The following is a 25,883-nucleotide window of genomic DNA, read 5'->3' as shown; positions in this document are numbered from 1 at the left end:
GCTTACTTCTTAACGTCCGTCGTGTTGTTGGAAGTTGCCCCTTGGTTGGTAGCCCCCGTGGTGCTGGAGTTGTTCTCATCCTGCTTGGGGTTGGTGCGTACACTCTGGCGAGCTTCGGGGCTATTGGTTTCAGCGGCGTCCATTGCATCGGCGCTACGGGCACCCTCGGCGGTAGTGCGCTTGGCCTGGTTAGGCTCGTCCAGGGTTACTTCCGAGCTAATTGGCTCCTCAATGGCGCCGCCTTTGTGCTGGCTGGGGGCCTCGGCGGTGTGCTGGTCAAAGTTATCGGACGAGCGGGTACCGGGCTCAATCATATCCGTCGATACCTTTTTGTCGGGGCGCCAGTCAGATGGTTCGCTGCTGCAGGCGTTCAGGGCCAGCGTGGCTACGGCCAGGGCGGAAAGGGCGAGTTGCTTGGTCATGAGGAGGGTTCAGTTATCTAGTATCGTGAGTTCAGAAACAGAGAAGAAGTGCTTACCCGCCGGGCAGCAGGTTTTTGCGCCGCAACATAGCATCAAACAGCTTTTGGTCGTTGGCGGAATTGAAAATCCGGTCGGGCACCTGCACGAAGATGGGGGTGTCAAAGGTTTTGGCCACCCATAGGCGCCAGCCTTTCAACTCTTGGGGCATTTCCGGGGCCTTCAACGACAGCAGATATCCATCGGCCTCCCGCTGTACGTGCCCGATCATGTCCCAGGTTAGGCGCATGCCTTCTTTCTCATTACGGCGTAGCACAATCTGTTTGTTGTCAAACTCATACGCTAATTTTTCGAATAGCGGCTTGGTCTGCTCCACCTGGGTTACGCCCGTTACCTGGGCCGAGCGGAACAGTACGTAGGCCAGCGTGAGCAGCAATGCTACCGCCACCCACCACCAGGAAGGCCAAATCAGGGCGGGTATCAACCCCACTGCCAGCGGAATAAGGGCGTACCACCACTCCTTGCGCCACACCCGGCCCATGGCTATTTTGGTGTAGGTGTCGGTGTCGAGCTGGTGTTTTTTGGTCCGGATGGCCAGCGGTGAAGCGGCCTGTTGCTGCTGTTGTTGCCGGTAGCCGCCGCGTTGGTTAGGAAGTTGCATTGTATGTTAGTTGTCAGTTGTTAGTTGCTGGTTGTTAGTTGTTAGAACTACACTAACAACCAGCAACCAGCAACTAACAACTTATTAAAATGCTTTCAGGCTCATGTCCAGGCTGCGGATAGAGTGCGTGAGGGCACCCACTGAAATGTAGTCGACGCCGGTAGCGGCTACATCCGCTATGGTTTCCTCCGTAATACCGCCGCTGGCTTCCAGGGGGAAGCGGCCCGCTACCAGGGCCACGGCCTCACGTAGCTGGGCTGGGCTCATATTGTCGAGCATAATCCGGTCGATGCCGCCGGCCTCCATAGCCTGCTGTACTTCGTTCAGGGTGCGCGTCTCTACCTCTATGGGCAGCTGGCGGCCGGTGCGGGCTAAGTAAGCCTGCGAGGCTTCAATGGCCTGGCGGATGCCGCCGGCGTAATCCACATGGTTATCCTTGAGAATAATCATGTCGAAGAGGCCATAGCGGTGGTTTACCCCTCCCCCGATCAGCACGGCCCATTTTTCGCAGAGGCGGAAGTTGGGGGTGGTTTTGCGCGTGTCCAGTAGCCGGGCCTTGGTGCCAGCCAGCAGGCTGGTAAGGTGGGCTGTGCGGGTGGCAATACCGCTCATGCGCTGCATGCAGTTGAGCACCAGCCGCTCAGCAGTCAAAATACTCTGGGCCCGGCCCTCCACAATAAATGCCACGTCCCCGTATTTCACGCGGGCTCCATCGGCCAGGTGCTGCTCCACGCGCAGGTCAGCGTCCACGGTCCGGAAGATGTGGTGGGCCAGCTCTACCCCGGCCAGCACGCCCTCGTCCTTGATCAGCAGGTGGGCACGGTTGCGAGCCTCGGCCGGAATAGCCGACAGCGCCGAGTGGTCACCGTCGCCAATGTCCTCGGCCAAGGCAGTACGAATGAAGGTGTCGAGAGCTTCGGAGGTGAGATACGAGGGGGTTTGCACGGTGCAAAAATAGCAAAAAGGGGCCGTTCCATTGCCCTCGGCTCCCAAACCAGATTTGGGTAATTACCAAGCACAAAAAAAGCGCCGTGGAAGGTTTCCACGGCGCTTTTGCTCACCGGCAGCTCCCGCTGCGGGGTTAGTTATTCCTTAGTAAAGTCGATGGTAGCAATTTTGAGGCTGCCACCTGCCTGTTTCATTTTCACAAACATGCGGTACGCCCCATCTTTCCCGGTGTATTTGCCCACGGCGTAGGGCGTGCCTTCGTTGCTGCCGCCGTAGTGAATGAAGTCAAAGGAGGCCGGGGAGTGCTTGGCGAAGAAGTCCCGCATCACAAATTCGGCCTGCGTGGCGCTGTAGCTCTGCTTGTCGCCATCAAAGCCCAGCTCCACGGTGGGCGCAAAGTACTGCGCCAAATCACGGGAAGAGGAACTGCGGATAGCGGTGCGCACGGGCCCAAAAGCCTCGCCCTGGGCCATGGCCCCGGCGGTTAGCAGCAGGCTGCACACCAACGCAAGGGCCAAAAAGAATGTACGTTTCATGCTAACAGTATAGGTTCGTCATGCAGGGTGCTAAAATGGTGCCAAGCTGGCGGATTGCCCGGTGGCTGGGCCGGACGGGTATTTCTCTGCCACCAAGTTAGGCAAAACGTGGGCGTTTCGCCGCATCTGGCCTATCTTTGCCGGCATGAACAAACAGGTATTGCTGGTTATTCTGGACGGCTGGGGGCTGGCGCAGAACAAGGAGGTTTCGGCTATTGATCAGGCACGTACGCCTTTCGTCGATTCTCTGTTTCAGCGCTTCCCGCACAGCAAGCTGCAAGCTTCCGGCGAGGCCGTAGGCTTGCCCGACGGGCAGATGGGTAATTCTGAGGTAGGCCACATGAATATTGGGGCCGGCCGCGTGGTGTACCAGGATCTGGTGCGCATCAACAAAGCCATTCGGGAGCGGAAGCTGGCTGCCATGCCCGCCTTGCTGAAAGCTTTCGAATACGCCCGCCTCAACAACAAGCCCGTGCACCTGATGGGCCTGCTCTCCGATGGGGGCGTGCATTCCCACATCGAGCACCTGAAAGCGCTGTGTACCATTGCCCACGACCAGGACGTGCACAATGTGTTCATCCACGCCTTCACCGATGGCCGCGACACCGACCCCAAGGGTGGGGTGAGCTACGTGAACGACCTGGAACAGCACTTGCAGCGCGGAGCCAGTGGCCGCATTGCCTCCATTGTGGGCCGCTATTACGCCATGGACCGGGACAACCGCTGGGAGCGGGTAAAACTAGCCTACGACCTGCTGGTGAATGGTAAGGGCACACCCTCCCAGAACCTGATCCAGAGCATGCTGGACTCCTATAAAGAAGGCGTGACGGATGAGTTTTTGAAGCCCATTGTGAAAACCGGGGCCGATGGGCAGCCGCTGGCGACCATTCAGGAAGGTGACGTGGTGCTGTGCTTCAACTTCCGCACCGACCGGGGCCGGGAGATTACGCAGGCCCTCACGCAGCAGGATTTCCATGCGTTTCAGATGCACCGCCTTAACCTGCACTACCTCACCATGACCAACTACGACGCCACCTTTACCGGCGTCACCCCCATCTTCGAGAAGGACAACCTGGAGCAGACTTTGGGGGAGGTGCTGGCGGCCCACGGCAAAACCCAGATCCGCATGGCCGAAACCGAGAAGTACCCGCACGTGACGTTCTTTTTCTCGGGAGGCCGGGAGGTGGAGTTTGCCGGGGAGAAACGCATTATGCGCAACTCGCCCAAGGTAGCCACCTACGACCTGCAGCCCGAAATGAGTGCCTATGAACTGCGCGACGCCCTGGTGCCGGAGCTGCAGGCCAAAACCACCGACTTTGTAGTGCTCAATTTCGCCAACACCGACATGGTGGGCCACACCGGCGTATTTGAAGCTGCTGTGAAGGCCGCCGAAGCCGTGGACGAATGTGCCAAAGGCGTAATTGAAGCGGCCTTGGCCTCCGATTATGCCTGCATCATCATTGCTGACCACGGCAACGCCGACATGATGATTAACCCCGACGGCTCACCCAACACGGCCCATACCACCAACCTAGTGCCCTGCATCTTGGCTAGCAACGACTACCGGGGCGCCGTAGCCGACGGCAAGTTGGGTGATATTGCTCCCACGGTATTGCAGCTGATGGGCCTTTCCCAGCCCGAGGCCATGAGCGGCCAAAGCCTGCTCCGCCCGGAATCCGCCCCGAATGCGTAAGTACGCCGCCGCGCTCCTGGGCGGGTTGCTGGGGCTGGCAAGCTGTGGCCCCGGCGACACGGCCACCGTGCGCCCCAACCCAGCCAACCGCAAGCCGGCGTACTTCAACCTGCTCGGCTTTCTGGAGCAACAAAGTACCCTGCTGGGCCAGCGCCGGCCAGCCGTGGAAAAGCAAGTGCTGCTGCGCGACGGCCAGCAGGAAGTAACCCGGGTGCAGCCTACCGAATGGGCCAAGGAGCTACAGATTTTTCAGCAGGCAGACATCAACAAACCGGCCCTGCGCGGCCTCTACGTCGTCGATTCAGCCGCTTTGTCCTCAGGCTTGGTGCAGCACACCTACCGCCGCCTGCCCGGCACCGACCACCCTGTGGAACAGCTTACCGTAGTGAGCCGGGACAGTGTGGTGCAGGATATTACCGCCTCAATAGATCAGGACAACCCGCTGGTATATTCTGCCAAAACCGTGGAACTGCACTGCCAAAATGGCCAGCTTACCAGTTACCGCGTGAACGGCGTGCAGAAGCTGATTCTGTTCGACTCGGTGCGCTACGCGGTGCGGGGCCGGGTGCTATAGCCTATTCCAGGTAGGGCTCCACGTGTACCGTGCTGAGGCGGCCGCTTTGGTACACCATTGAAACGTAGTTCGTGCGCTCCGAGTCGCCAATACGCACTTTGTCGATGGTGCTGGCGGCGGGGCGGTGGGCTGAAGCCAGGCGGGTGCGCAGGCGGCGGCCATAGGCGGGCTCGAAGTTCACGACTACGGCGTCGCGTAGCAGATCCTTTTCCGGGGCGCGATAAAACTGAAACACATTGCCTTGGTGGCGCACTAGCAGGATGGTATCTATCTGTCCGGCCTCGTAGAGGTTGCGGTGGGGTTTGCGTGCTGCTATGTGGCCACCATTCCGAAGTAGCTCCTTCACCGTGGGTTCTTCGCCAAAGGGCTGCCCGGCCAAGGAGTCGTTGGTGAGTCGGACCAGCCGGGTAGCCACGGGCGCAGAAGCAGGCTTGGTGGCGCGCGTAATCTGGGCCGAGGGTTTGCGGTTGGAAGCTTTACCCGTTGTTGGTCCCGTACCGGCAGTACCCCACCACAGGGCCACGTACAACGTGGCCGCAAGGGCAGCTTTTCCGGTGGCAACGAACAACAGGGCAGGCATGGGGCTTTTTTTCAGCCCTATACGCGAAAGTAAGGCCAGCGGCTTGCCGGGCTGCGAATATTTCGCTCAGTCAGTGTGCTTTACCCCACAAGCCCCGCTACTGCCCCATAAGCGTGGCCAGCACCCAGCGGCGGCCGCCGTGGGTGCGGTGCTCTCCCAAGTAAATGCCCTGCCACGTACCCAGGGCCAACTCTCCGCGCGTAATGGGCACTTGCACGGCATGGCCCAGCAGGCTGGCTTTGAGGTGAGCCGGCATATCATCGGGGCCTTCCAACGTGTGCTTGAAGTATGGGGCGTTTTCGGGGGCCAGGCGGTTAAAAAACTGCTCGAAATCGTGGCGCACAGTAGGGTCGGCGTTTTCGTTGATGCTCAGGCTTGCGGAAGTGTGCTGGATGAAGAACTGGGCGGTGCCCACCTGTATCTGCTCCAACTCGGGCAGCTCCGCTACCAGCAAATCGGTAATTAAGTGAAACCCTCGGCCTACTGCCGGCAGCCGCAACCGTTTCTGAATGAAGTACATGGGTTAGTTTAGTGACGAGTAGTGGGTAGTGAGACATTCGCCTGATAACCAAAGAAAAAGTCAGCCGCATGAGCCTCTCATTACTCCGTACTTTCTACTTACTACTCCCTCTACGGATTCACCCGCTCGTAGGCCCCAACGTCGGGAGTGGAGCTGTTGCGTGAGCGGTTAAGCAGGTCCCGGGTAAGGCCCGGCAGCGGCAGACCTTTGTTACTGGCCGGCGAAAGGGTATCCAACTGGAAATCCAGGGTTTTGCCCCGGAAGCGTATCGGCGTGCTTTTGAACAGGTAAGCGGGGCCTTCCGTGGGGTTGAGGATATTGCCGTTTTTGCGCTGGCCCAGCGGGTTAGTATTGTCGTACTCCTTGGTTTTCAATACACTGCTACTGATGCTGATAGTACTGGGGTACAGCTCCCCATTGGCAAATGCCAGCTCATTCCCGTCCTTGTTGGTGCCCCACACAATACTGTTGCGTATGGTCAGACGTGGGGCCACGGGTGGGGTGGGCATCTTGTTGATTTCGATGGAGGGAGCCAGCAGCACCGAGGGCTTGTCGTGCAGCAGGCGGGGGTAGTTGGCCACCGTCACGTAATCCAGCTGGTTCACGTTGCCAACCCCGAACAGGGCGTACTGCTCACAATTGGTGATGAGCGTGTTGCGCACCACGAAGTCCCCGTATATCCCCAATAAAGCGGCTCCATCAATCCCGAAGCCACTGCCGGCAGTGGAGATATTGCTGAACAAGGAATTCTCCACCAGCACGTTGGGGTGGGGCTGGTAATTGCGGCGGTTGAAGAAAAACAGACCGTAGTTGCTGTTCTTGATTTCCGTGAAGCGCACCACATTGTCGCGGCTCAGGGTGTCGAACTGAATACCGCCCCACTGCCCGGGCACTTCCCGGTATTGCTCCTCGCGCCGGTCGCCCTGGAAACGCACAAAGTTGCGGTCCTCGGGCTTCAGCTCCCCGGTAGGCTGGAAAGCAGGGTTACACAACAGCCGCCCCTGCACCACCAGAAACGAGCCGGCGTGGGAATAAATGCGCGCCCCGGCCTCAATAGTAAGCGTGGCGCCGCGCTCCACCAGCACCGAGTTGTAGATAACGTGCGGTTTATCGGAGCGCCAAGTAGTGCTGCGCCGGATGCGCTCTGCGTCGTGGAAATAGGCATTCTGGCCGTAGCTAAGCACCTTCACCAATTGCTCGTTACCGTTGGTGCGGAAGCGCAAATCATCCACCACCAGGAAGGGCTTGAGGTCGGAGGGTGTGGGGTCGATGGTGGCACGCACCAGCACCAGCAGGCTGTCTTTACCCCTGATTTCCACGTCGCGGGCTGTGGAGGTGGCGTCGCCGTTGATGAGCAGGCTGTAGTTCACGCCCGGACGGTTCTGCAGACTGATTTCGGCCACGCGCACGGCCCGGGCGTTGCGGTTGTACACCCACAGGCGCTTGCTTACGGTGCCCACTGAGGCGAATACCGTGTCAAACTTCACCGTATCCTCGGCAAACTCCAGCTTGGCGCTGCTATCCGTGGTAACTATATCCTCCTTCGGCTCACAACCGGGCAGCACTACTACCAACGACGAAAGCAACAGGAAAAACGGGAGTAGAAAGCGCATAGAGCAAGCCGGAGAAATCGTCTAAAACTACTCATCCTGAGCGCGGCGCAGAACCTTCTCACCGCAAAGTTGCTACCGAACGGTTTCGTTCTGGTGTGAGAGGGTCCTGCGCCGCGCTCAGGATGACAAACGCTTGGGCAGTTGGATAAATTACACCACGCCTTCCTGCAGACGCTCGGCGCTTTCGGCAATGCGCAGCTGCTCCACAAACTCGTCGATGTTGCCGTCCATTACCGACGACAGGTTATACACCGTGAGGCCGATGCGGTGGTCGGTTACGCGGCCCTGCGGGTAGTTGTAGGTGCGGATTTTATCCGACCGGTCGCCGCTGCCAATCATGCTCTTGCGAGTCGCGCCTTCGGCTTCGTTCTTTTTGGCCAGCTCGATTTCGTAGAGGCGGGAACGGAGTACCTGCAGGGCCTTATCGAAGTTTTTAAGCTGCGACTTCTGGTCCTGGCACTGGGCCACAATGCCGGTGGGCAAGTGGGTGAGGCGCACGGCCGAGTAGGTAGTGTTTACCGACTGCCCGCCGGGACCCGACGACATAAACAGGTCTTTGCGCACCTCGTTCATATCAATCTGCACATCCAGCTCCTCGGCCTCGGGCATCACCACAATGGAGGCTACCGAGGTGTGAATACGGCCCTGCGTTTCGGTGGCCGGCACGCGCTGTACGCGGTGCACCCCTGATTCAAACTTTAGCTTGCCGTACACGTCCTCGCCTTTCACGGCTAGGATAATTTCCTTGTAGCCGCCCGAGGTGCCCTCGGTGGCGTCTACCAGCTCCATTTTCCAGTTCTGCTTTTCAGCGAAGCGCATGTACATGCGCTGCAGGTCGCCGGCAAAAATGGCCGCCTCATCCCCCCCGGCCCCAGCCCGGATTTCCATGATAATGTCCTTGCTGTCGTTGGGGTCTTTGGGGATAAGTAGCTCCTTGATAACGGCTTCCAAACGCTCCTGCTCCGGGTAAAGCAGTTCCAGCTCGTCCTTGGCCATCTGGCGGAAGTCCTCGTCTTTCTCGGTGGAAATGACCTCCTTAGCGCCGTCGATGTTGGCCAGCACGTTCTGGTAGGCCTTGTACTCGGCCACGATTTTGCCGAGGTCCTTGTATTCCTTATTGAGGGCCTTGAAGCGTTTCATGTCGCTCATGGCTTCGGGCTGGGTGAGCTGCTCGCTCACGTCCTCAAAGCGCTGTTGGATGGCCTCCAGTTTATCTAGCATCTTGCCTTCAGAAAATGTATTGGGAGTGCAAAGGTAAGCAAACGCCGCCGAGGATATATACGGCTGATGCTCTTGACGAAGAACAGCCTTATCCTGCCCGTTACTAGCTCGCTCCCCGGCCTGCAGCACGCCCGTAGAAATCGTAAATATTTCTCTGTCTAACTGTTGGCCGTTTCAAATAATTCCTACTTTGTGGTCATCAAACCCGCGCTTATGGTCCGGCCCTGTGCTACCCATGCTCTGAACTGCGCACTGCCAATTGCTCCAATTGGTACCGGGACACCCGTGACTACAACCCGCTAAGCGGGCCGCGGAACTCCTTTTCACCCTATACTTCGCAGCCCGCTTCGCCGGTACGCTCCCCACGGGAGCCACCGGCCCGAAGCGGGCTTTTTCTTGTCCTTTATGCAGCTGAACGCTATGCAGGTGTTGAAATTCGGGGGCTCGTCGGTGGCGACGGCCGAAAACATGGGTAAAGTGCTGGTACTGGCCAAAGCCGCCGCCCGGCAACGCCCCACGGTGGTAGTAGTATCGGCGCTGGGCGGGGTGACGGATACGTTGATTGACGCCGGCCGCCGCGCCGCCGCCTCCAATGCCTCCTACCGGGACTTGTTGCGGGAGCTGGAGCAGCGCCACCTGGAAGCCGTGCGCGGCCTGCTGCCCATCACTGGCCAGAGCGGGGTACTCAGCCTGGTGAAAACGCACTGCAACGAGCTGGAAAGCCTTTGCGACGGAGTATTCGCGCTGGGCGAGCTATCGGCGCGGACGCTGGACCGGCTGGTGAGCTACGGAGAGTTGCTGTCGTCGCGGCTGCTGTCGGCAGCGCTGGCGGCCCGGGGCACGGCCCATCAGTGGCTGGACAGCCGGCAACTCATCTGCACCGATGCCCGCTATGGCCATGCCGCCGTGGATTTTGCCAGCACCAACCCGCTCATTCAGGCGGCTGTGACGGGCGAGGTGGCGCTGTATGTGGCCCCCGGCTTCGTAGCCAGCGCCCCCAACGGCAGCACCACCACCCTGGGCCGGGGCGGCTCCGATTACACTGCCGCCATTTTTGCCGGAGCCCTGGGTGCCGAGCGACTAGAAATCTGGACGGACGTAAGCGGCATGATGACGGCCGACCCGCGCCTGGTGCGGGCCGCCCGGCCCATTGCCCGCATCAGCTACCAGGAGGCCATGGAGTTGTCGCACTTCGGGGCCAAGGTGCTGTACCCGCCCACTATTCAGCCAGTGATGCGCGCCGGTATTCCCCTCTGGATCAAGAACACGTTTGCCCCCGATGACGCGGGCACGCTGGTGGAAGTGAGTCCGCCGGCCAACCATGCCTTTGTACGGGGAATTTCCAGCATTGGGCCAGTGGCGTTGCTGCGGCTGGAAGGGAGCGGCATGGTGGGCGTACCGGGCTTTTCGCGGCGGCTGTTTGCGGCCCTGGCCCGGGAGCAGGTCAACGTGATTCTCATCACCCAAAGCTCCTCGGAGCACTCCATTTGCGTGGCCGTGAGCACCCCCGACGCCGACCGGGCCCAGCAGGCCGCCAACCAGGAATTCATCCACGAAATCAGGGCGGGCCTGCTTGACCCACTGGACCGGGAGGACGAGCTGGCCATTGTGGCGCTGGTGGGTGAGCAGATGAAAAACCACCCCGGCATCAGTGGGCGGCTGTTTGGGGCGCTGGGGCAGAATGGGGTGAACATCCGGGCCATTGCTCAGGGCTCATCGGAGAAGAATATTTCGACGGTGATTCGGCAGCAGGACGTGCGCAAGGCCATCAATGTGCTGCACGAAACCTTCTTCGAGGCCACCACCCGGCAGGTGAACGTGGTGGTGGCGGGCGTGGGCAACGTGGGCCGCAAGCTGCTGGAGCAATTGCACCGCCAGCAACCCTGGCTGCGCGAGAAGCTGCACCTGAACCTGCGGGTAGTGGGCCTGGCCAACAGCCGGCAGTTTGTGCTGGCCGAAGAAGGCATTGACCTGGGGGACTGGGAAACGACCCTGGATACCGGGAAACCCTTGAACCTGGAGCAGCTCACGCAGGAAGTACTGGCCCTGAACCTGCGCAACACGGTGTTCGTGGATGTAACGGCCAGCGCCGAGGTGGCCCAGGTGTACGAGCAGCTGCTGGCCCGCTCGGTGGCTGTGGTGGCCTGCAACAAGGTGGCCGCTTCCGCGGAGTATCAGAGGTACGCCCGGCTGAAAAGTCTGGCCCAGGAGTTCAACACGCAGTTTCTCTTTGAAACCAACGTGGGCGCGGGCCTGCCCATCATCGGGACGCTGGGCGACCTGCTGCGTAGCGGCGACGAGGTGCAGCGCATGCAGGCCGTGCTGTCGGGTACGCTCAACTTCGTGTTCAATAACTACGACGGCACCCGGCCCTTTGCCGAAGTAGTGCGCCAGGCCCAGGCCGAAGGCTACACCGAGCCCGACCCCCGCCTCGACCTGACCGGTGTGGACGTAGCCCGTAAAATCCTGATTCTGGGCCGGGAGGCTGGCTATGCGCTGGAAATGGAAGAAGTACAGAACGAATCCTTCCTGCCCGCTGCTTGCCTGGAGGGTGACGTGTCGGCTTTCTACGAGCAGCTGGCTGCTCACGAAACCCACTTCCGCAGCCTCTATGATGCGGCCGCGGCTCAGGGCCAGAAGCTGCGCTTCGTGGCCAGTTTTGCCGAAGGACAAGCCCGCGTGGGGCTGGAAAGCGTGGCTCCCGGGCACGATTTATACAGCTTACAGGGCAAAGACAACGCCGTACTCTTCTACACCAACCGTTACGTGGAGCAGCCCTTGGTAATCAAAGGCGCCGGGGCCGGGGCCGAGGTTACAGCTTCCGGCGTATTTGCCGATGTACTGCGGGCGGCACAGGCGTAGCGTGTCTTACCCGAATTGAATTCTATCCAAAGCCTGTACAGCCTCTTACCCTTATACTTTTTCGATGCCTTTTTCCTCTGAGACTGTCCGGGTGCTCGCCCCGGCCACCGTGGCCAATGTGGTGTGCGGCTTTGATGTGCTGGGGTTTGCCCTGAGCGAGCCCAACGATGAAATGCACCTGCGCCTGACTGATGAGCCGGGAGTCCGTATTATTAACGAGGATAAGTTTGACCTGCCGACTGAGCCCACGCGCAACGTGGCCGGCGCGGCGTTGCTGGCCATGCTACGGGCCGCCCCGGAAGTAACGGGCGTGGAGGTGCGCATCCATAAAACCATCCGGCCGGGTAGCGGCATTGGCAGCAGCGCCGCCAGCGCGGCCGGGGCCGTGGTGGGCCTGAACCATCTGCTGGGTAACCAGTTCAGCAAGTCGGAGCTAGTAGAGTTTGCCATGTATGGGGAGGAAGTCGCCTCCTGGGTACGCCATGCTGATAACATTGCTCCGGCTATTTACGGGGGCGTCACGCTCATTCGGGCCACTACGCCCGCGCCCGATGTGGTACCCTTGGATGCCCCGCCTCTGTTCGTGACGGTAGTACACCCTCAGATTGAGGTGAAAACAGCCGACGCCCGCCGGATACTAAAGCAAGACGTACCGCTACGCGACGCTATCCGGCAGTGGGGCAACGTGGGCGCGCTGGTGGCCGGGCTGCTGAAGCATGACTACGCCCTCATTGGGCGGGCCCTGGAAGACGTAATTGTGGAGCCCGTGCGCAGCATCCTGATTCCGGGGTTTGAGCAAGTGAAAAGTGGCAGCCACGCCGTTGGGGCCTTGGGCGGGGGCATATCGGGCTCAGGCCCCTCCCTGTTCATGCTCAGCCAACACGAAGCCACCGCCCAGGCAGTAGCGGAAGTAATGCGCCGCACCTACGAGCAACTGGGCCTGGCGCATTTCGTGTACCAGACGACCATAAACACAACCGGCTGCCGGATTCTACCCGTCTGATGTAGAGACGTGACACTTCGCGTCTCGTCGTTGAACGACCTGGACTTGCGCCAACCAAACAACATCAGCAACGAAGAGACGCGAAGTGTCGCGTCTCTACATCGGCCTTCCCAACTCAACCGCCATGCACTACTATAGTCTCAACCGCCAGTCCGATTCCGTTGATTTCCGGACGGCTACCGTGGCGGGTCAGGCCCCGGATGGGGGTCTGTATTTCCCCGAAACCATTCCGCGCTTCCCGGCTGGGTTTCTGGAACAGCTACCCCAGCTGCCTGCGGCCGAAATTGCGCTGACTGTGCTTCGGCCCTACGTGGGCGACACCATACCAGAAACGGAGCTGGCCCGCATCTGCGCTGAAACCGTGAATTTTCCGCTGCCGGTTGTGCCCGTGACAGAGCGAATCAGTGCGCTGGAGCTGTTTCACGGGCCCACGCTGGCGTTCAAGGATGTGGGGGCGCGGTTCATGAGCCGCTGCTTGGGCTACTTCTCCCGCCACGAAACCCAACCTGTAACGGTACTCGTGGCTACCTCCGGCGACACCGGCGGGGCCGTGGCCAGTGGGTTTCTGGGTGTGCCGGGTGTGGAGGTGGTAATTCTGTACCCGCAGGGCCGGGTGAGTCCGGTACAGGAGCAGCAACTGACGGCCCTGGGTCAGAACATCCGGGCCCTGGAAGTGCGCGGCAACTTCGACGACTGCCAGCGGCTGGTAAAACAGGCCTTCCGCGACGAGGAGTTGCGGCAGCGGCGGCAACTCACTTCAGCCAATTCCATCAACGTGGCCCGCTGGCTGCCCCAGCAGATATACTATGTAGCGGCGCTGGGCCAGTGGCCCCGCGCGCAGCCGCCGGTGGTGGCCGTGCCCAGCGGCAACTTTGGCAACCTGTGCGCCGGGCTGCTGGCCTATGCCTCCGGGCTGCCGGTGGCCCACTTCGTGGCGGCCTGCAACCAGAACGACGCTGTGCCCCGCTACCTGCAGTCGGGCCAGTACGCCGCCCAAGCAGCCGTAGCCACGCTGTCCAACGCCATGGACGTAGGCGACCCGAGCAACTTCGGCCGGATTTTGGAGCTGTTCGGGCACCAGTACCCGGTATTGCGCGAGCTGCTGAGCGGTTACTCTGTATCGGATGCGGCTACTACGGCTACCATTACGCGGGTTTTTCAGGAAACCGGGTATGCGCTCGACCCGCACGGGGCCGTGGCCTACTACGCGCTGGAAGACTACCTGCGCCAGCATCCGGAGCAGCGCGGTATTTTTCTGGAAACCGCCCACCCCGTCAAGTTTCCGGCAGCTGTGGAAACTGCCACTGGCCAGCCAGTACCTATTCCAGCCGCGCTCCAGGAGTTGATACAACAACCCAAACAAAGCACCCTGCTGGAGCCGGAATACGAGGCCTTACGGGCATATTTGTGGGAGTAAATGCGTTGTTGCCGGTTGTATCATGTACATCCTGAGCCTGCGAAGGGCCTTGTTGCGTTGGCACGAGTTGCTGGACCCAGGATAAGACCCTTCGCTTCACTCAAAATGACAGCCCCTCACTCCTCCCGTCTGCCTCCCATGCGTCCGATTATTCGCCTTCTGCTCCTGCTGCCCTTCCTGCCTGCCTGCCGCCCCGACCAGGTGGAGCACCTTAGCAACACCAAAGAGCTGGCCGTGGAGTCGGCGAACTGGGAGGTGAAGCGCATTATGCCCGCCGACTTGCTACGAGCCACCCGCTGGGCCGGCGACTCTCTCACGCGCACGGCCGAGCGGGAGCTGCGCCGAGTACTAACGCAAAAACTGGCCGAAGGCGGCGTAACAGCGGCCCTGCCTTACTGCCGGCCCGAAACCCTACCGGCCCCTGATTCGCTGGCCAAGGTCTTGCAGGCTTCCTTGCGGCGCATCAGTGGCCGGCCCCGCAACTCGGCAAACAAAGCTCCCATTTCTGCGGCCGAGTTGAACCCCGCCGACACAACCCGCCGCGTAGCCCGGCTCAGTGCTGAAGTATTCACGTATCAACGCCCTTTAATGCTTAACGACCAACTCTGCCTGCGCTGCCACGGTACTATTGGGCAGGATGTTTCGGCCGCCGACTATGCCCTCATCCAGAAGCAATACCCCCAGGATCAGGCCACGGGCTACCAGCTGGGCCAAGCCATGGGCGTGTGGCGGGTGAGCCTGCAGCGCCCCGGCGTGGCCGAGTTCTGGACGATGAAGACGCGCAAGGTGATGAAGAAGCGCAAGCCGCTGTTCTAAGGACGGGACTAACCTTTGCGGTCGTTTTTCAGTTTGCGGTGGTATGAACACTGCCGATTCTACTCAACTTCCGGTTATCATTATTGGCGCGGGCATGGCCGGGTTATCCTGCGCCTGCTACCTGCACCGCGCCGGCCGGCCCGTACTGCTGCTTGAAGCCGCCGATGCCGTGGGCGGCCGCGTGCGTACCGATGTAACGCCCGACGGCTTTCGGCTTGATCGGGGCTTTCAGGTGCTACTCACGCGCTACCCCGAGGTAGAGCGCCTCATCGACTACGGTGCCCTGAACCTGCAAGCCTTTCGCTCCGGAGCCGTTATCCGCCTGCCCGATGGCCAGGAAACTACTCTGCAAAATCCCTTGCAGCAACCCACGGCCGCGTTTTCGGCGCTTACCTCCCGCATTGGTACCCTGCCGGATAAGCTGCGTATTGTGAGTATGGTACAGCATGTGCGCCGCTTCACCAGTGAGCAGCTGTTGAGCCGTAATTCCAGCAACCAGTTGTCTACCGTGGATTTCCTGCGGCAATACGGCTGGAGCGAGCAAATCATTCAGAACTTCTTCCGCCCGTTTTTCGGGGGCGTGTTTCTGGACCGGAGCCTGAGCACGGCAGCCAACTTCTTTGAGTTCGTGTTCAAGCAGTTTGTGGAAGGTGAAGCGGCCATTCCGGCCCTGGGTATGCAGCAGATTCCGGAGCAGCTGGCCGCCCGCCTGCCCACCGGTAGCCTCCGCCTGAATACACCCGTCCGCTCCGTTGAGGGCACCACCGTGCACCTTGAAAGCGGCGAAACCCTGCAGGGCGCGGCAGTAGTAGTGGCCGTTGATGGGGAAGCGGCGGCCCAGTTGCTACCGGCCGCTGCGCCTACGCCCGTACAGTGGCGGCGCACCACCTGTACCTACTTTGCGGGCCCCGCCTCCCCAGCTCGTGCCGATAAGCTGTTGCGCCTGAATTCCTCCCCAACCGCGCTGGTCCACAACGTAGCATTTCCGTCGGAGGTGGCGCCGGCCTATGCTCCGGCCGGGCAGCGGCTGATATCCGTCAGCACCCACGGGGAGCATGGTCTGTCTGAGGCCGACCTAACGGCCAGGCTGCGGCAGGAGTTGACTGAGTGGTTCGGGGCGGCGGCAGCCCGGTGGCAGCATTTGCGCACCTACGCTATTCCGTACGCGCTGCCTGTTTATCCCGCCGGGCAGGCAGCGCGCCAAACGCTCAAACTCTCAAATGGCCAGTACCGCTGCGGCGACTACGCGGCTTATCCTTCGCTCAACGCCGCCCTGGCCTCGGGCCGGGAGGTAGCCGACATGATTCTGAGCGCGTAGCTTCTTCCTCATGTAACACCGCAACGGGCGGCCCGCACTACTGCCGGGCCGCCCGTTGCGGTGTTATGCGTTGAAGTCCAACTCGACCTGCACGGGGCAGTGGTCGGAGTGTACCACGTCGTGCAGCATATCGGCGTGGCGGATATGCGGGGCCAGGGCATTGTCAACCAGCAGGTGGTCGATGCGCCAGCCCACGTTGCGGGCCCGGGCTCCGGCCCGGTAGGTCCACCAGGAGTACCGGTCGGGCACGGGGCCGTGGTGGTGACGGAAGGAATCGGTGAAACCATCGGCCAGAAAATCCCGGAACCACTGCCGCTCCTCGGGCGTGAAACCGGGGCTGTTCTGGTTGGTTTTGGGGTTACGCAGGTCTAGCTCGGTTTGGCAGCAGTTATAGTCGCCGGCAATAACCAGCGGGGCTACTCCGGCGGCTTGCAACTCCCGCACGTAGCGCCGGAAAAAGTGAAGCCACTCCACTTTGAATGCCTGCCGCTCCGGCCCGCTGGTACCCGAGGGCATATAGGTATTCAGCACCGAGCAGTGGGCAAAATCCAGCCGGAGCACCCTCCCTTCATCGTCGTAGCAGCTCTGCCCGCAGCCCTCCACCACGGCCAGCGGCTTTTCCAGACTGAAGGTGGCTACGCCGCTGTACCCGGGTTTCTGGGCCGTGTGCAGATAAGCGTGGTAGCCCAAGTCCGTCAGCGCCGACACATCCAGCGGCTCCCGCCCGGCCTTGATTTCCTGCACGCACAGCACATCGGGCCGCACCTGGGCTACCCAGTCGGCCAAACCCTTGCTGAGGGCTGAACGGAGGCCATTGAGGTTATAGGAGATGATGTTCACTTAGTCTTCCTGCGAATCGAAATACTCCAAAATGTGCCACTTGAGCATGCGCTCCTGCTCTTTGAGGTTGGCAAAGGGCAACGGCTGCAACAGGCGGTAGTGGGGCCAGCCTTCCTCGTCTACCCGCTCCAGCTCGTAAAAGCCCGAGAAGCTGAACAGTCGGCAGGTAGCAATGTGCATCAGGTCCTGCTTCTGCTCCTTGGTAAACGGGCCGGCGCCCTGCCCCAGTTCCTGCACGCCAATCAGCAGCAGCAGAGCGTTCATATCGGGCTTTTTGCCGAAGCGGGCGCGCATCTCGTTCATCAGCTCCCACCAGCGCTGCTCAAACTGGGCCTCGGTTTCCTGCGGGTCCAGCATGGCTAGGCGTTGTGCAGATGCTCGGGCGCGGGCGTGGCGGCTTCTTCCTTCAGCGCTTCCCAGTACTCCACGGCCCGGCGGAAGTGCGGAATCACAATGCTGCCCCCAATCAGGTTGGCAATGGCAAATACCTCGTATACTTCCTCGTCGGTGAGCTTTTCCTCGAAGCACTTGCCCAGGTGGTACTTGATGCAGTCGTCGCAACGCAGCACCATGGAGCAGGCCAGGCCCACAATTTCCTTGGTTTTGACGTTGAGCGCCCCTTCCTGGTAGGTGTTGGTATCGAGGTTGAAAAACCGCTTGATGACTTTATTATCGGCCGCCAGGATTTTTTCATTCATCCGCTGGCGGTAGTCGTTGAATTCTGAAACGAGGCTCATAGGGCAGGTAGGTAACCGTGAAAACAACTTCCAGAGCTATTCCGGAAGTCGGGTTTAAACCTTAAAATTAGGGAGAAGTTTGCCGCCTTTCAGGCGCGTGCCGCTATTCTGTGACTTTATCCATTATCAACTATGCCCTTGCCCGCCATTCTCTCCGATTTTGTGAGCCTGCTGTTTCCCCAAGTGTGCCTGGCCTGTGAGGATGTGCTAGCCCGGGGTGAGGAACATATGTGCACCACTTGCCGGGCCCAACTTCCCTACACCGATTATCACCGCCTGCCCCTGGAGCAAAACCCTTTGGCCCGCCGATTCTGGGGCCGGGTGCCGGTGCAGCACACGCTCAGCTACCTGCGGTTCCAGAAGCACGGCCGGGTACAGCACTTGCTCCACCAGCTCAAGTACCGCGGCCAGCAGGAGGTGGGCCGCGTGCTGGGCCGCTGGTACGGGCAGGAACTCCGGGAAGCCCGCCTCCACCCTGCCCCCGATCTGGTAGTGCCCGTGCCACTCCACGCCCGCAAACTGGCCCAGCGCGGCTACAACCAAGCCGACAGCTTTGCCGAGGGCCTGGCCACCGGCCTCCAAATTCCGTGGGCGGCCGAAGCCCTCCGCCGCACTACCTATACCAACTCCCAAACTCAAAAAAACCGCATTCAACGCTGGCAGAACGTAGAAACCGTGTTTGCCGTGGCCCAGCCGGAGTTCATCCAGCAGAAACACGTGCTGTTGGTCGATGACGTCCTTACTACCGGCGCCACCCTCGAAGCTTGCGCCGCCGCGCTTTTGGCCGCCGGCGCTGCCCAGGTCAGTATAGCCACCATAGCCACCGCCGACCGGTAGTTGCGTAGATGGTACTCGGCGTATCGTGCGGTGCCTAAAAAGCAAAAAGGCCACCTCAAACGAGGTGGCCTTTTCGATTGCAGCCTGAATCCGGGGTTAGCGGTTCGAGCCGGCGTTGATCATGGCGCAACGGAAACCGATGGTTGCCGTGGCCGAGTCCTCGGCCATGAAGCGCCGGGTACCGGGCGAGAGCCAGTAGGCTACATCGCGCCAAGAGCCGCCTTTATACACACGTACGTGGTCGTCGATGAGCGACTGATAACCCTTTTTGTCATACTTCTCCGTGGGGTCCAGGAAGCCGTTCCGACGGAAGGGGTTCAGATCTTCCACGTCTTCGTAGGAAAGCGGACGGTAGATATCCTGCACCCACTCGTTCACGTTACCCGACATGTTGTACAGGCCGTAGTCGTTGGGTGGGTAGTTGTAGATATATTCCGTAATCATGGCGCCGTCGTTCAGCGAGCCGGCAATACCAGCGTAGTCACCACGGCCGCGCTTGAAGTTGGCCAGGAACTGACCCATGCCTTTACCATAAGGGTTCCGCACTTGGCGACCATCCCAGGGATAAATACGCTTGTTCTCCTGATTCTCGTTGCCGGTTTCCTGAGTACCGATGAGCGCCTGAGCAGCGTATTCCCATTCAGCCTCTGTGGGCAGACGGTAGTTGGGCAGAGTGTTGCCATTCTCGATGGCAATCTTGGTGCCGCCGCCGTCTTCAGAAGTGCCCTCAGCCGCGTCGCCGCTGTCGCCTTTCTTCTTCTTTTTCTTGCCAAACAGACCACCACCGCTGCTGCTGCCGCTGTCACCATCTTCACCAGCCAGACGCTCATTTACTTTCGAGGTCCGCCAAGTGCAGTAGTCGTTAGCCTGCAGCCAGCTTACACCCACTACGGGGAAGTAACGGAAACCGGGGTAACGCAGGTAATAGTCTACGTAAGGGTCGTTGAACGACAATTCGCGGGCCCACACCGTGGTATCGGGCAGCGCCGACTGGTAAAACTCCTCGGAGGAGTCTTTCCGCACGTAGTGCAGGTATTCCAGCCAGTGGATGTTGGCCACTTCGGCCTCATCCATGTAGAAGGAGGCCAGCGTTACGGTACGCTCCAGGTTATCGTGGGTCATGGCAATGTCCTCTTCAGCGGAGCCCAGCACGGTGCGGCCACCTTCGATAAACACCAGACCGGGACCATCCGGGATACCCTGGTAATCAGACACCTTCATGCCTTCCTCGGTATTGTACTCAATGCCCGTGGTGGAGCTGTACTTACCGGGTTTGGTAGCCGTGGGCGGTCCGCCCTTACAAGCGGCCAGTGCGCAGGCTCCCACTACAGCAAAGCGCAGGTACTTGGAAAAATTCATGATCAAGTTGAAACTACCTGTGAGAAAAGCGTTTAGACAAGGCAAGTCGGCTGCAATAATACAAAATTTTAGAAGGCGGGGCAAGGAATTGTCGGGTAATTCCGCCGTTTTAGCCGGCGCCAGGCCACTTCCAGCGAATCGAACTCCCGCAGGGCCAGCGAAATTTCGTGCGCTCCACCTAAATCGGCGCTGAACTGACTGAGGCTCATATCGTAGCTATACCCCAACCGAAAGCTGCCTACGCTAACCCCGGCAATGGCCGCCAGCACCTGCTGGGGCCGCTCGGCACCAGGCAGCGGAACACCCCGGTATACAGCTCCCACCGTGAGGGGCGTAGCTGTAAAGTACAAACCAGCTTCCGCGCGCTGGGAGCCCCCTTGCCGGGTATAGCTCACGGTGGGGGTCAGGCTGATTTCCTTAGGCTGCTGCTTCACAGTTGTTCGCACAAAGTATACCTTATAGCCTCCTTGCAGATTAAGCCGCAGAGGGAGTGTGGCTTGCGTAACGAAACCAAGGGTCGGCTGGTTCACATGGTGGGCGGCAGCGCCTACCCAAAACTGCTCCGTGTAGAGCAGCCCGCCCACCCCAGCCGTTACGTAGTGCACCGGCTTATAGTCGGCTACCTCCAGGCTAAGGTTTCTCACTACACCATCATCGGAAAGCTGGTCACCAAACACCAGATTCCCGTAGCTGACGCGCTGTAGCCCGTAGCTGACCGAGGCTCCGCCACTCAGATTGAGCTGCTCGTTGAGCCGCAGGTGGTAGGCGTACACTCCGCCAGCCTGGAAACGGGTATAGCCCACGCTGCCGGTTCGGTCATGGTTAACAAGCAGGCCGGCCGCACTGTGCTGGTTCCGGAACCGATAGTCGGCGGCCAGCTGGCTGGTTTGGAACGTGCCGGCCAGGGTAGGAAACTGGTTGCGGTAGCTCAGCGTGATGCTATAATCATCGAGCAAGCCGGCATAAGCCGGGTTTAACTGCATGCGGTTGGCGTAGGGCTGCGCGAAATAAAGGTCCTGGGCCTGCGCGCTGCCTGAGGCCGCCGCTACCCATAGGGCTAGGAGCAGCCAATGCTTTCGGGAGCAGAGCCATTGAGGGCAAAGACGATATCTGGCGCGAGAAACCCACATAAACTGCCTGACTAACGGCGGCCGCCCGTATTTTGGTACGTGCCCCCCTCATCTGGGCCTAAAATGGCATTTTCTTTCCTGATTCTCGGCACTATCCGCCGCATTGGCCGCGTTCAAGCAACTTTGGGCACGCTTTTTTACTCTGGATGCCAAAGGTCCGTGGGGGTTTCTCCTACTTTTACCTTAGCTGCTTGATGTGCTGGCAGCTCTGCTCCGGCACCAGCCCACTGGTTTTTGCTCCTCCTTTTTCTCCTTACTCTTATGCGTAAATTCTTTGTCGGACTGCTGATTTTCCTGGTTGTTCTGGTGGCGGGGCTAGCCTTGGCACCGGTACTGTTCAAGGACAAGCTCAAAGCAGCTTTTGATAAGCAACTGGCCCAGCGCGTACGGGCCACCGTGGAGTACGACCCTGCCAATGTGGACGTAACGCTGCTCAGCTCCTTTCCGGATCTGGCGCTTCGGCTCAACCAGCTGCGCGTAATTGGGCAGGATTCTTTTGCCCGCGACACGCTGGCTTACCTGCCTGAAGTGCGGGTGGGGCTGGATGTAATGAGTGTACTCAGCGGCAACCAGATCAAAATCAAGAACGTGGTGCTGGAGCAGCCCGATATTCATGTGCGGGTATTGAAAAGCGGCCGGGCCAACTGGGACGTGTATGTATCCGACTCGGCGGCGGCGGCCAAGGGCCAGGATACTACGGCGGTTAACCTGGCCATCCAGGGCTGGAAAATCAACAACGGCCGCCTGCGCTACGACGACCAGAGCATCCCGTTCGGGATGCAGCTGCGCGGCATAAACCACTCCGGCTCCGGCGACTTCGCCCGCAACATCTTCGATATGGTAAGCCAGACCACCGCCGAAAGCTTTTCCATGCAGTACGACGGCACGGAATACGTGACCAACAAGAAGCTCGACGCCGACGTGACCATGGCCATGAACCTGGAGCAAATGCTCTTCACCTTCAAGGACAACCAGGTGAAGCTGAACGATTTTCCGGCGTCCTTCCAAGGCTCCATTGGCTTGCCCAATGCCACCGACATCACCTACGACCTCACGTTCAAAGCCCTCGAAACCGACTTCAAGAACATCCTGAGCCTGGTGCCGGGTGCGTATACCAGCCAGTTCAAGGATATCAACGCGGCTGGCAAGGTGGCGTTTGATGGCTACTTCAAGGGCGTGCAGAACGCCGTAAAAATGCCCGGCTATGGTGTAAATCTGCAAGTGAAGGATGCCAGCTTTAAGTACCCGCAGCTGCCCCAGCAGGCCCGCAACATCAACGTGGACATGGTGGTGGACAACCCCTCGGGCTTTACCAACAACATTAAAGTAAATGTGAAGCAGTTTCACCTCGACTTGGGCACCAACCCTATTGATGGCAACGTGGCCATTGATGGCTTGGAGCCGATGAAGGTGGATGGCCGGGTGAAAGCCAACGTGGACCTGGCGGAAATGATGAAAGTATACCCCGTGCAGGATTTGCTGCTGCGCGGCAAGCTGTTCGTGGATGGTACGGCCAAAGGCGTTTACTCGAAAACCCAGATGCCCGTGGTGCAGGCCAAAATGAACCTGACCAACGGCTACGTCAAGAGCAAGCAATTCCCGGCTCCCATTGAAAACCTCACGCTTAACGGCACCGTCACCAACCCCACCGGCCAGCTCAACGATACCCGCGTCAGTATTCCCCAGTTCCGGATGCTGCTGGACGGGGAGCCCCTGGAAGGTCGCGTGGCTACCCAGGGCGTGGACAAGATGGCCTTCGACGCCGACGTGAAAGGCACCGTTGACCTGACCAAGCTCACCCGCATTTTCCCCCTGCAGGGCATGACGGTTACGGGCCGCCTCAACGGCAACGTGGCCGCCAAAGGCAATATGGCCGACATTGAAGCCGGCCGCTACCAAACCGTAGTTGCCTCGGGCACGGTCAATGCCCAGAACATAACCTACAAGAGCACCGACCTGCCCCAGGGTATGAAAGTAACCCGGGCTACGGCCACGTTCAACAACAACCAGATTGCCCTGCAGAACATGGCCGGCTCCGTCGGCTCCTCCGATGTTGCGGCTTCCGGCACGCTATCTAACTATATGGGCTACCTGTTCACGCCGGGCCAGCCGCTGCGGGGCAACCTCTCGGTGAACAGTTCCCGCTTCAACGTGAATGAGTGGATGGTAGACGAAGTAAGTGGGCAAACCACTGCCACCGGGGGTAGCGCGCCTACCACGGCCCAGGGCGTGCTGCAAATTCCCCAGTTTCTTGATCTGACGCTGAACTCCACTGTTGGGCAAGTGGTGTATGACAATCTAAAGCTGGATAACGTGAAGGGCACCGTAGTAGTGCGTGATGAGGCGGCTACCCTGTCTAACCTCACCTTCAACACCCTGGGGGGCTCTTTCGCCACCAACGGCAGCTACAGCAGCAAAAACTTAGCACACCCCAAGTTCAACTTCGGCCTCAACATCAAGAATCTGAATTTTCAGAACGCCTTTAAGGCATTCAGCTCAGTTAAGGCCCTTATTCCGCTGGCTTCGCAGGTAGAAGGTGTTTTCTCCACCAATTTCAACGTAAGCGGCGAAATGGGCCCTGATATGATGCCGGTGTACAGTACCCTTACCGGTAAGGGGCTGTTTGAGATTGTGCGGGCCGCTGTAGGCAATTCTACTGCCCTCACCCAAATTAGCAACCTAACCCAACTACAGGAACTCAAGCGCTTGGTGGTGGAGAATAAGGACGTAGCGGCCGAAATGCTCAACGGCAACTTTATCGTCAAGCCCTTCGATTTCACAGTAGGCCAAATCAAAATGACGGTCGGTGGCTCCAGCAACGTTAGCGGAAACTTGGAGTATGTAACGGCGCTCAACGTGCCCACTGGCCAGATAGGCAACCAACTCAACTCGAAGCTGACGCAATTAACCGGTGTGCAAAACTTGAAAGGTACTGACCGGGTAACGCTGGGCCTCAACATTGGCGGTACTATGAAGAACCCTGTTGTCAAGCTCACTACTGGCAGCGTGAAAGCGCAGGCCAAGGATTTGGTGCAAAACATCGTGCAAGCCAAGGTAGATGATGCCAAACTGAAGCTACAAGCCCAAGCCAAAGTCGCCCAAGACAGCCTCCAGCGAGACTTGCAGCGCAAACAGCAAGAGCTAACGCTGAAGGCTCAGCAAGAAATAGAAAAGAAGCGCTTGGAGGCTCAAGCCAAATTGCAGGATAAAGCCAAACAAGGGCTCAATAACCTCATCTTCGGCAAACCCAAGACCCAACCGGCCAAGCCCGCTGAGCAACCCAAAGCGCCAGCGGAAGAGCCAAAACCTGCCCCCAAGGCAGATACCACCAGTTCAGGACAATAGAACTGTAAAAAGCCAGTTACACCGGCAAATTGGCCGGCTTCTTGCCCCACCAAAGCAGCTGGTTGTGTATGTAGCGCGCCAGCTGCTTTTTTTCCACTCTTACACCATATTATGTTGCGCCGCCCTTTTCTCTACACAGCCCTCCTAGCTGCTCCATTGTACTTTGCTAGCTGCAGCAAAGACAATGACTCATCGGATAGTTCTAAGCTGGAGGTTCGCCTTATAGATGCCCCTGGCGACTTCCGCGCCGTTGTGCTCGATGTACGACAGATCGAGGTGCACACTAAAGAAGCCAGTTCTACCGAAGGTTGGTACACTCTCCCTTTCCAAACCCAAGCCATTAACGTGATGGAGTATGTGAATGGGAAGTCAGCCTTGCTTACAAACACAGATTTTTCGCCCGGCACCCTCACGGAGGTTCGCCTCTTGCTTGGCCCCGACAACTACGTTATCGGCCGCGACGGACAGCGCTATGATCTAAAAACTCCAAGTGGGCAAAGCTCCGGAGTTAAACTTAAACTCGATAACGTGACCTTGCGTGACCGGGAAACGTATCAACTCCTCCTCGATTTCGACGTAGCCAAATCCATTGTAGAGCGAGGCAACTGGAAGCCCAATAACGATAAGAAGGAGCGTTATCTGCTTAAACCGGTCATTCGGGTAGTTGCCCAGGACATCAGAGGTGGCTTACGGGGCACCGTAACTCCTACTGCCGCGCTGCCTCAAATCTTGGCAATTCGCTCCTCTATAACAGTGGCAGATACCTTTAGCACATCGGCCGATGCGGCCGGCAGTTTTCAATTGGGAGGTTTGCCCTCCGGCACATACCGAGTTGAGTTTTATCCTAGTACTAACGCTCCATCGGGTCAAGCTGCCTACAAGAATATTATCCGTAACAATATTACCGTCGTAAATGATCAGACAACTGATATCGGCCAGACTGCCCTAAACTAAAACGTCCTCGTAATAAAGCAGAAGCCCTACTTAAGTATTTAAGTAGGGCTTCTGCTTTATTACGAGGACATAAGCAAAGTTCTAAAGCCGAACAATGGTTTACTGCCGTCTTTTCTCTGAATTATTAGTCTACAGTAGAAAGCCAGTTTTGATACAGCATAACAACTATGCCTTTTCTATCAGCACTTAAAGCCATACAGCCAGAAGCTGTACTGTAGCATTGCCCCGAGAGTAGGTAGCAGTCCAACACAATCACCCACCCAGCCTGCGTACTGGCGGAGCCCAGCCAGCGAAGAAGCGCTTCCACTACTCCCATCAGAAGCACACAGCCCCACGGGCACGCAGCCACTCCCTGCCCTGCCCGGCAGCCCGGCAATCGGCAGCCCATGGCCCCGCCCCACCCCCAGCGGGGAGGAGCCACAGCACAGACGCAAGGCGGAACCCGGGAGCAGCAATCAGCGGCGGGCACTGGAAAGAGTCGGCCCGGGGCGTGGCCCGGC

At 59.2% G+C, this 25,883-nt stretch carries 23 protein-coding genes; 10 read left to right on the top strand and 13 right to left on the bottom strand.

Features of this window, described 5'->3' with window-relative positions; all coding sequences use genetic code 11:
* Window positions 1–2 precede the first annotated feature (2 nt).
* From ROI90_RS09435 to ROI90_RS09420, 4 genes are all read right to left on the bottom strand, one after another.
* On the bottom strand, window positions 3–422 hold the full coding sequence (locus tag ROI90_RS09435) for a hypothetical protein (RefSeq protein WP_315998091.1): 420 nt from the start codon (window positions 420–422) through the stop codon (window positions 3–5).
* Between the two features lie 52 nt (window positions 423–474).
* Window positions 475–1,080, bottom strand: coding sequence for a hypothetical protein (locus ROI90_RS09430; protein WP_315998090.1), 606 nt, complete (start codon window positions 1,078–1,080; stop codon window positions 475–477).
* Window positions 1,081–1,164: 84 nt separating this feature from the next.
* Entirely contained in the window at window positions 1,165–2,025 is an 861-nt protein-coding gene (nadC, locus tag ROI90_RS09425; protein WP_315998089.1) for a carboxylating nicotinate-nucleotide diphosphorylase, read from the bottom strand.
* 140 nt (window positions 2,026–2,165) lie between these two features.
* Complete coding sequence (locus ROI90_RS09420; RefSeq protein ID WP_315998088.1) at window positions 2,166–2,564, bottom strand: DUF4783 domain-containing protein; 399 nt, start codon at window positions 2,562–2,564, stop codon at window positions 2,166–2,168.
* 145 nt (window positions 2,565–2,709) lie between these two features.
* Here ROI90_RS09420 and gpmI point away from each other — a divergent pair, with 145 nt between their 5' ends.
* Entirely contained in the window at window positions 2,710–4,257 is a 1,548-nt protein-coding gene (gene gpmI / locus ROI90_RS09415; protein ID WP_315998087.1) for a 2,3-bisphosphoglycerate-independent phosphoglycerate mutase, read from the top strand.
* Window positions 4,250–4,831 carry a hypothetical protein gene (locus ROI90_RS09410; protein ID WP_315998086.1) on the top strand — a complete coding sequence of 194 codons (582 nt, stop codon included), beginning with the start codon at window positions 4,250–4,252 and terminating at the stop codon, window positions 4,829–4,831. Before gpmI ends, ROI90_RS09410 begins: the two co-directional genes overlap by 8 nt.
* Before the next feature lies 1 nt (window position 4,832).
* Here the strand turns inward: ROI90_RS09410 and ROI90_RS09405 are convergent, their stop codons facing one another.
* The 4 genes from ROI90_RS09405 to prfA form a co-directional block, all read right to left on the bottom strand.
* Window positions 4,833–5,411, bottom strand: coding sequence for a hypothetical protein (locus tag ROI90_RS09405; RefSeq protein ID WP_315998085.1), 579 nt, complete (start codon window positions 5,409–5,411; stop codon window positions 4,833–4,835).
* 97 nt (window positions 5,412–5,508) lie between these two features.
* A complete protein-coding gene (locus ROI90_RS09400) occupies window positions 5,509–5,931 on the bottom strand; it encodes a secondary thiamine-phosphate synthase enzyme YjbQ (RefSeq protein ID WP_315998084.1) in 423 nt (140 codons plus the stop codon).
* A 110-nt stretch (window positions 5,932–6,041) separates the two neighbouring features.
* On the bottom strand, window positions 6,042–7,544 hold the full coding sequence (locus tag ROI90_RS09395; RefSeq protein WP_315998083.1) for a hypothetical protein: 1,503 nt from the start codon (window positions 7,542–7,544) through the stop codon (window positions 6,042–6,044).
* A gap of 150 nt (window positions 7,545–7,694) precedes the next feature.
* Window positions 7,695–8,765 (bottom strand): peptide chain release factor 1, encoded by a 1,071-nt coding sequence (gene prfA, locus ROI90_RS09390; RefSeq protein ID WP_315998082.1) that lies wholly within the window; start codon window positions 8,763–8,765, stop codon window positions 7,695–7,697.
* Window positions 8,766–9,170: 405 nt separating this feature from the next.
* Here prfA and thrA point away from each other — a divergent pair, with 405 nt between their 5' ends.
* The 5 genes from thrA (at window position 9,171) to ROI90_RS09365 (ending at window position 16,181) form a co-directional block, all read left to right on the top strand.
* Entirely contained in the window at window positions 9,171–11,627 is a 2,457-nt protein-coding gene (thrA, locus tag ROI90_RS09385) for a bifunctional aspartate kinase/homoserine dehydrogenase I (protein WP_315998081.1), read from the top strand.
* A 64-nt stretch (window positions 11,628–11,691) separates the two neighbouring features.
* A complete protein-coding gene (locus ROI90_RS09380; RefSeq protein ID WP_315998080.1) occupies window positions 11,692–12,630 on the top strand; it encodes a homoserine kinase in 939 nt (312 codons plus the stop codon).
* 124 nt (window positions 12,631–12,754) lie between these two features.
* Window positions 12,755–14,047, top strand: a complete 1,293-nt coding sequence (gene thrC, locus ROI90_RS09375; RefSeq protein WP_315998079.1) for a threonine synthase — start codon at window positions 12,755–12,757, stop codon at window positions 14,045–14,047.
* Window positions 14,048–14,185: 138 nt separating this feature from the next.
* Window positions 14,186–14,863 carry a c-type heme family protein gene (locus tag ROI90_RS09370; RefSeq protein ID WP_315998078.1) on the top strand — a complete coding sequence of 226 codons (678 nt, stop codon included), beginning with the start codon at window positions 14,186–14,188 and terminating at the stop codon, window positions 14,861–14,863.
* Window positions 14,864–14,906: 43 nt separating this feature from the next.
* Window positions 14,907–16,181 carry a protoporphyrinogen/coproporphyrinogen oxidase gene (locus ROI90_RS09365; RefSeq protein ID WP_315998077.1) on the top strand — a complete coding sequence of 425 codons (1,275 nt, stop codon included), beginning with the start codon at window positions 14,907–14,909 and terminating at the stop codon, window positions 16,179–16,181.
* 63 nt (window positions 16,182–16,244) lie between these two features.
* Here the strand turns inward: ROI90_RS09365 and ROI90_RS09360 are convergent, their stop codons facing one another.
* From ROI90_RS09360 to ROI90_RS09350, 3 genes are read right to left on the bottom strand one after another with little or no spacing between them, the layout of a single operon-like run.
* Window positions 16,245–17,021, bottom strand: coding sequence for an exodeoxyribonuclease III (locus tag ROI90_RS09360; RefSeq protein WP_315998076.1), 777 nt, complete (start codon window positions 17,019–17,021; stop codon window positions 16,245–16,247).
* Complete coding sequence (locus ROI90_RS09355; RefSeq protein WP_315998075.1) at window positions 17,022–17,378, bottom strand: hypothetical protein; 357 nt, start codon at window positions 17,376–17,378, stop codon at window positions 17,022–17,024.
* A gap of 2 nt (window positions 17,379–17,380) precedes the next feature.
* The gene (locus tag ROI90_RS09350; protein WP_125433822.1) at window positions 17,381–17,758 is read right to left on the bottom strand and encodes a carboxymuconolactone decarboxylase family protein; all 378 of its coding nucleotides are present in this window, start codon (window positions 17,756–17,758) and stop codon (window positions 17,381–17,383) included.
* Between the two features lie 132 nt (window positions 17,759–17,890).
* Between ROI90_RS09350 and ROI90_RS09345 the strand changes: the two genes are divergently transcribed.
* Entirely contained in the window at window positions 17,891–18,595 is a 705-nt protein-coding gene (locus ROI90_RS09345) for a ComF family protein (RefSeq protein ID WP_315998074.1), read from the top strand.
* Between the two features lie 96 nt (window positions 18,596–18,691).
* Here the strand turns inward: ROI90_RS09345 and ROI90_RS09340 are convergent, their stop codons facing one another.
* Both ROI90_RS09340 and ROI90_RS09335 read right to left on the bottom strand, forming a co-directional pair.
* Window positions 18,692–19,954 (bottom strand): SUMF1/EgtB/PvdO family nonheme iron enzyme, encoded by a 1,263-nt coding sequence (locus ROI90_RS09340; RefSeq protein WP_315998073.1) that lies wholly within the window; start codon window positions 19,952–19,954, stop codon window positions 18,692–18,694.
* 68 nt (window positions 19,955–20,022) lie between these two features.
* Window positions 20,023–21,084, bottom strand: coding sequence for a PorP/SprF family type IX secretion system membrane protein (locus ROI90_RS09335; RefSeq protein ID WP_315998072.1), 1,062 nt, complete (start codon window positions 21,082–21,084; stop codon window positions 20,023–20,025).
* 261 nt (window positions 21,085–21,345) lie between these two features.
* Between ROI90_RS09335 and ROI90_RS09330 the strand changes: the two genes are divergently transcribed.
* Entirely contained in the window at window positions 21,346–24,429 is a 3,084-nt protein-coding gene (locus tag ROI90_RS09330; RefSeq protein WP_315998071.1) for an AsmA family protein, read from the top strand.
* A 111-nt stretch (window positions 24,430–24,540) separates the two neighbouring features.
* A complete protein-coding gene (locus ROI90_RS09325; protein ID WP_315998070.1) occupies window positions 24,541–25,383 on the top strand; it encodes a DUF4382 domain-containing protein in 843 nt (280 codons plus the stop codon).
* Window positions 25,384–25,883: the final 500 nt, after the last annotated feature.

Source organism: Hymenobacter endophyticus (genome assembly GCF_032464715.1).
In the GTDB taxonomy this organism is placed as follows: Bacteria; Bacteroidota; Bacteroidia; order Cytophagales; family Hymenobacteraceae; genus Hymenobacter; species Hymenobacter endophyticus.
This window is presented reverse-complemented; position numbering and strand designations above follow the sequence as displayed.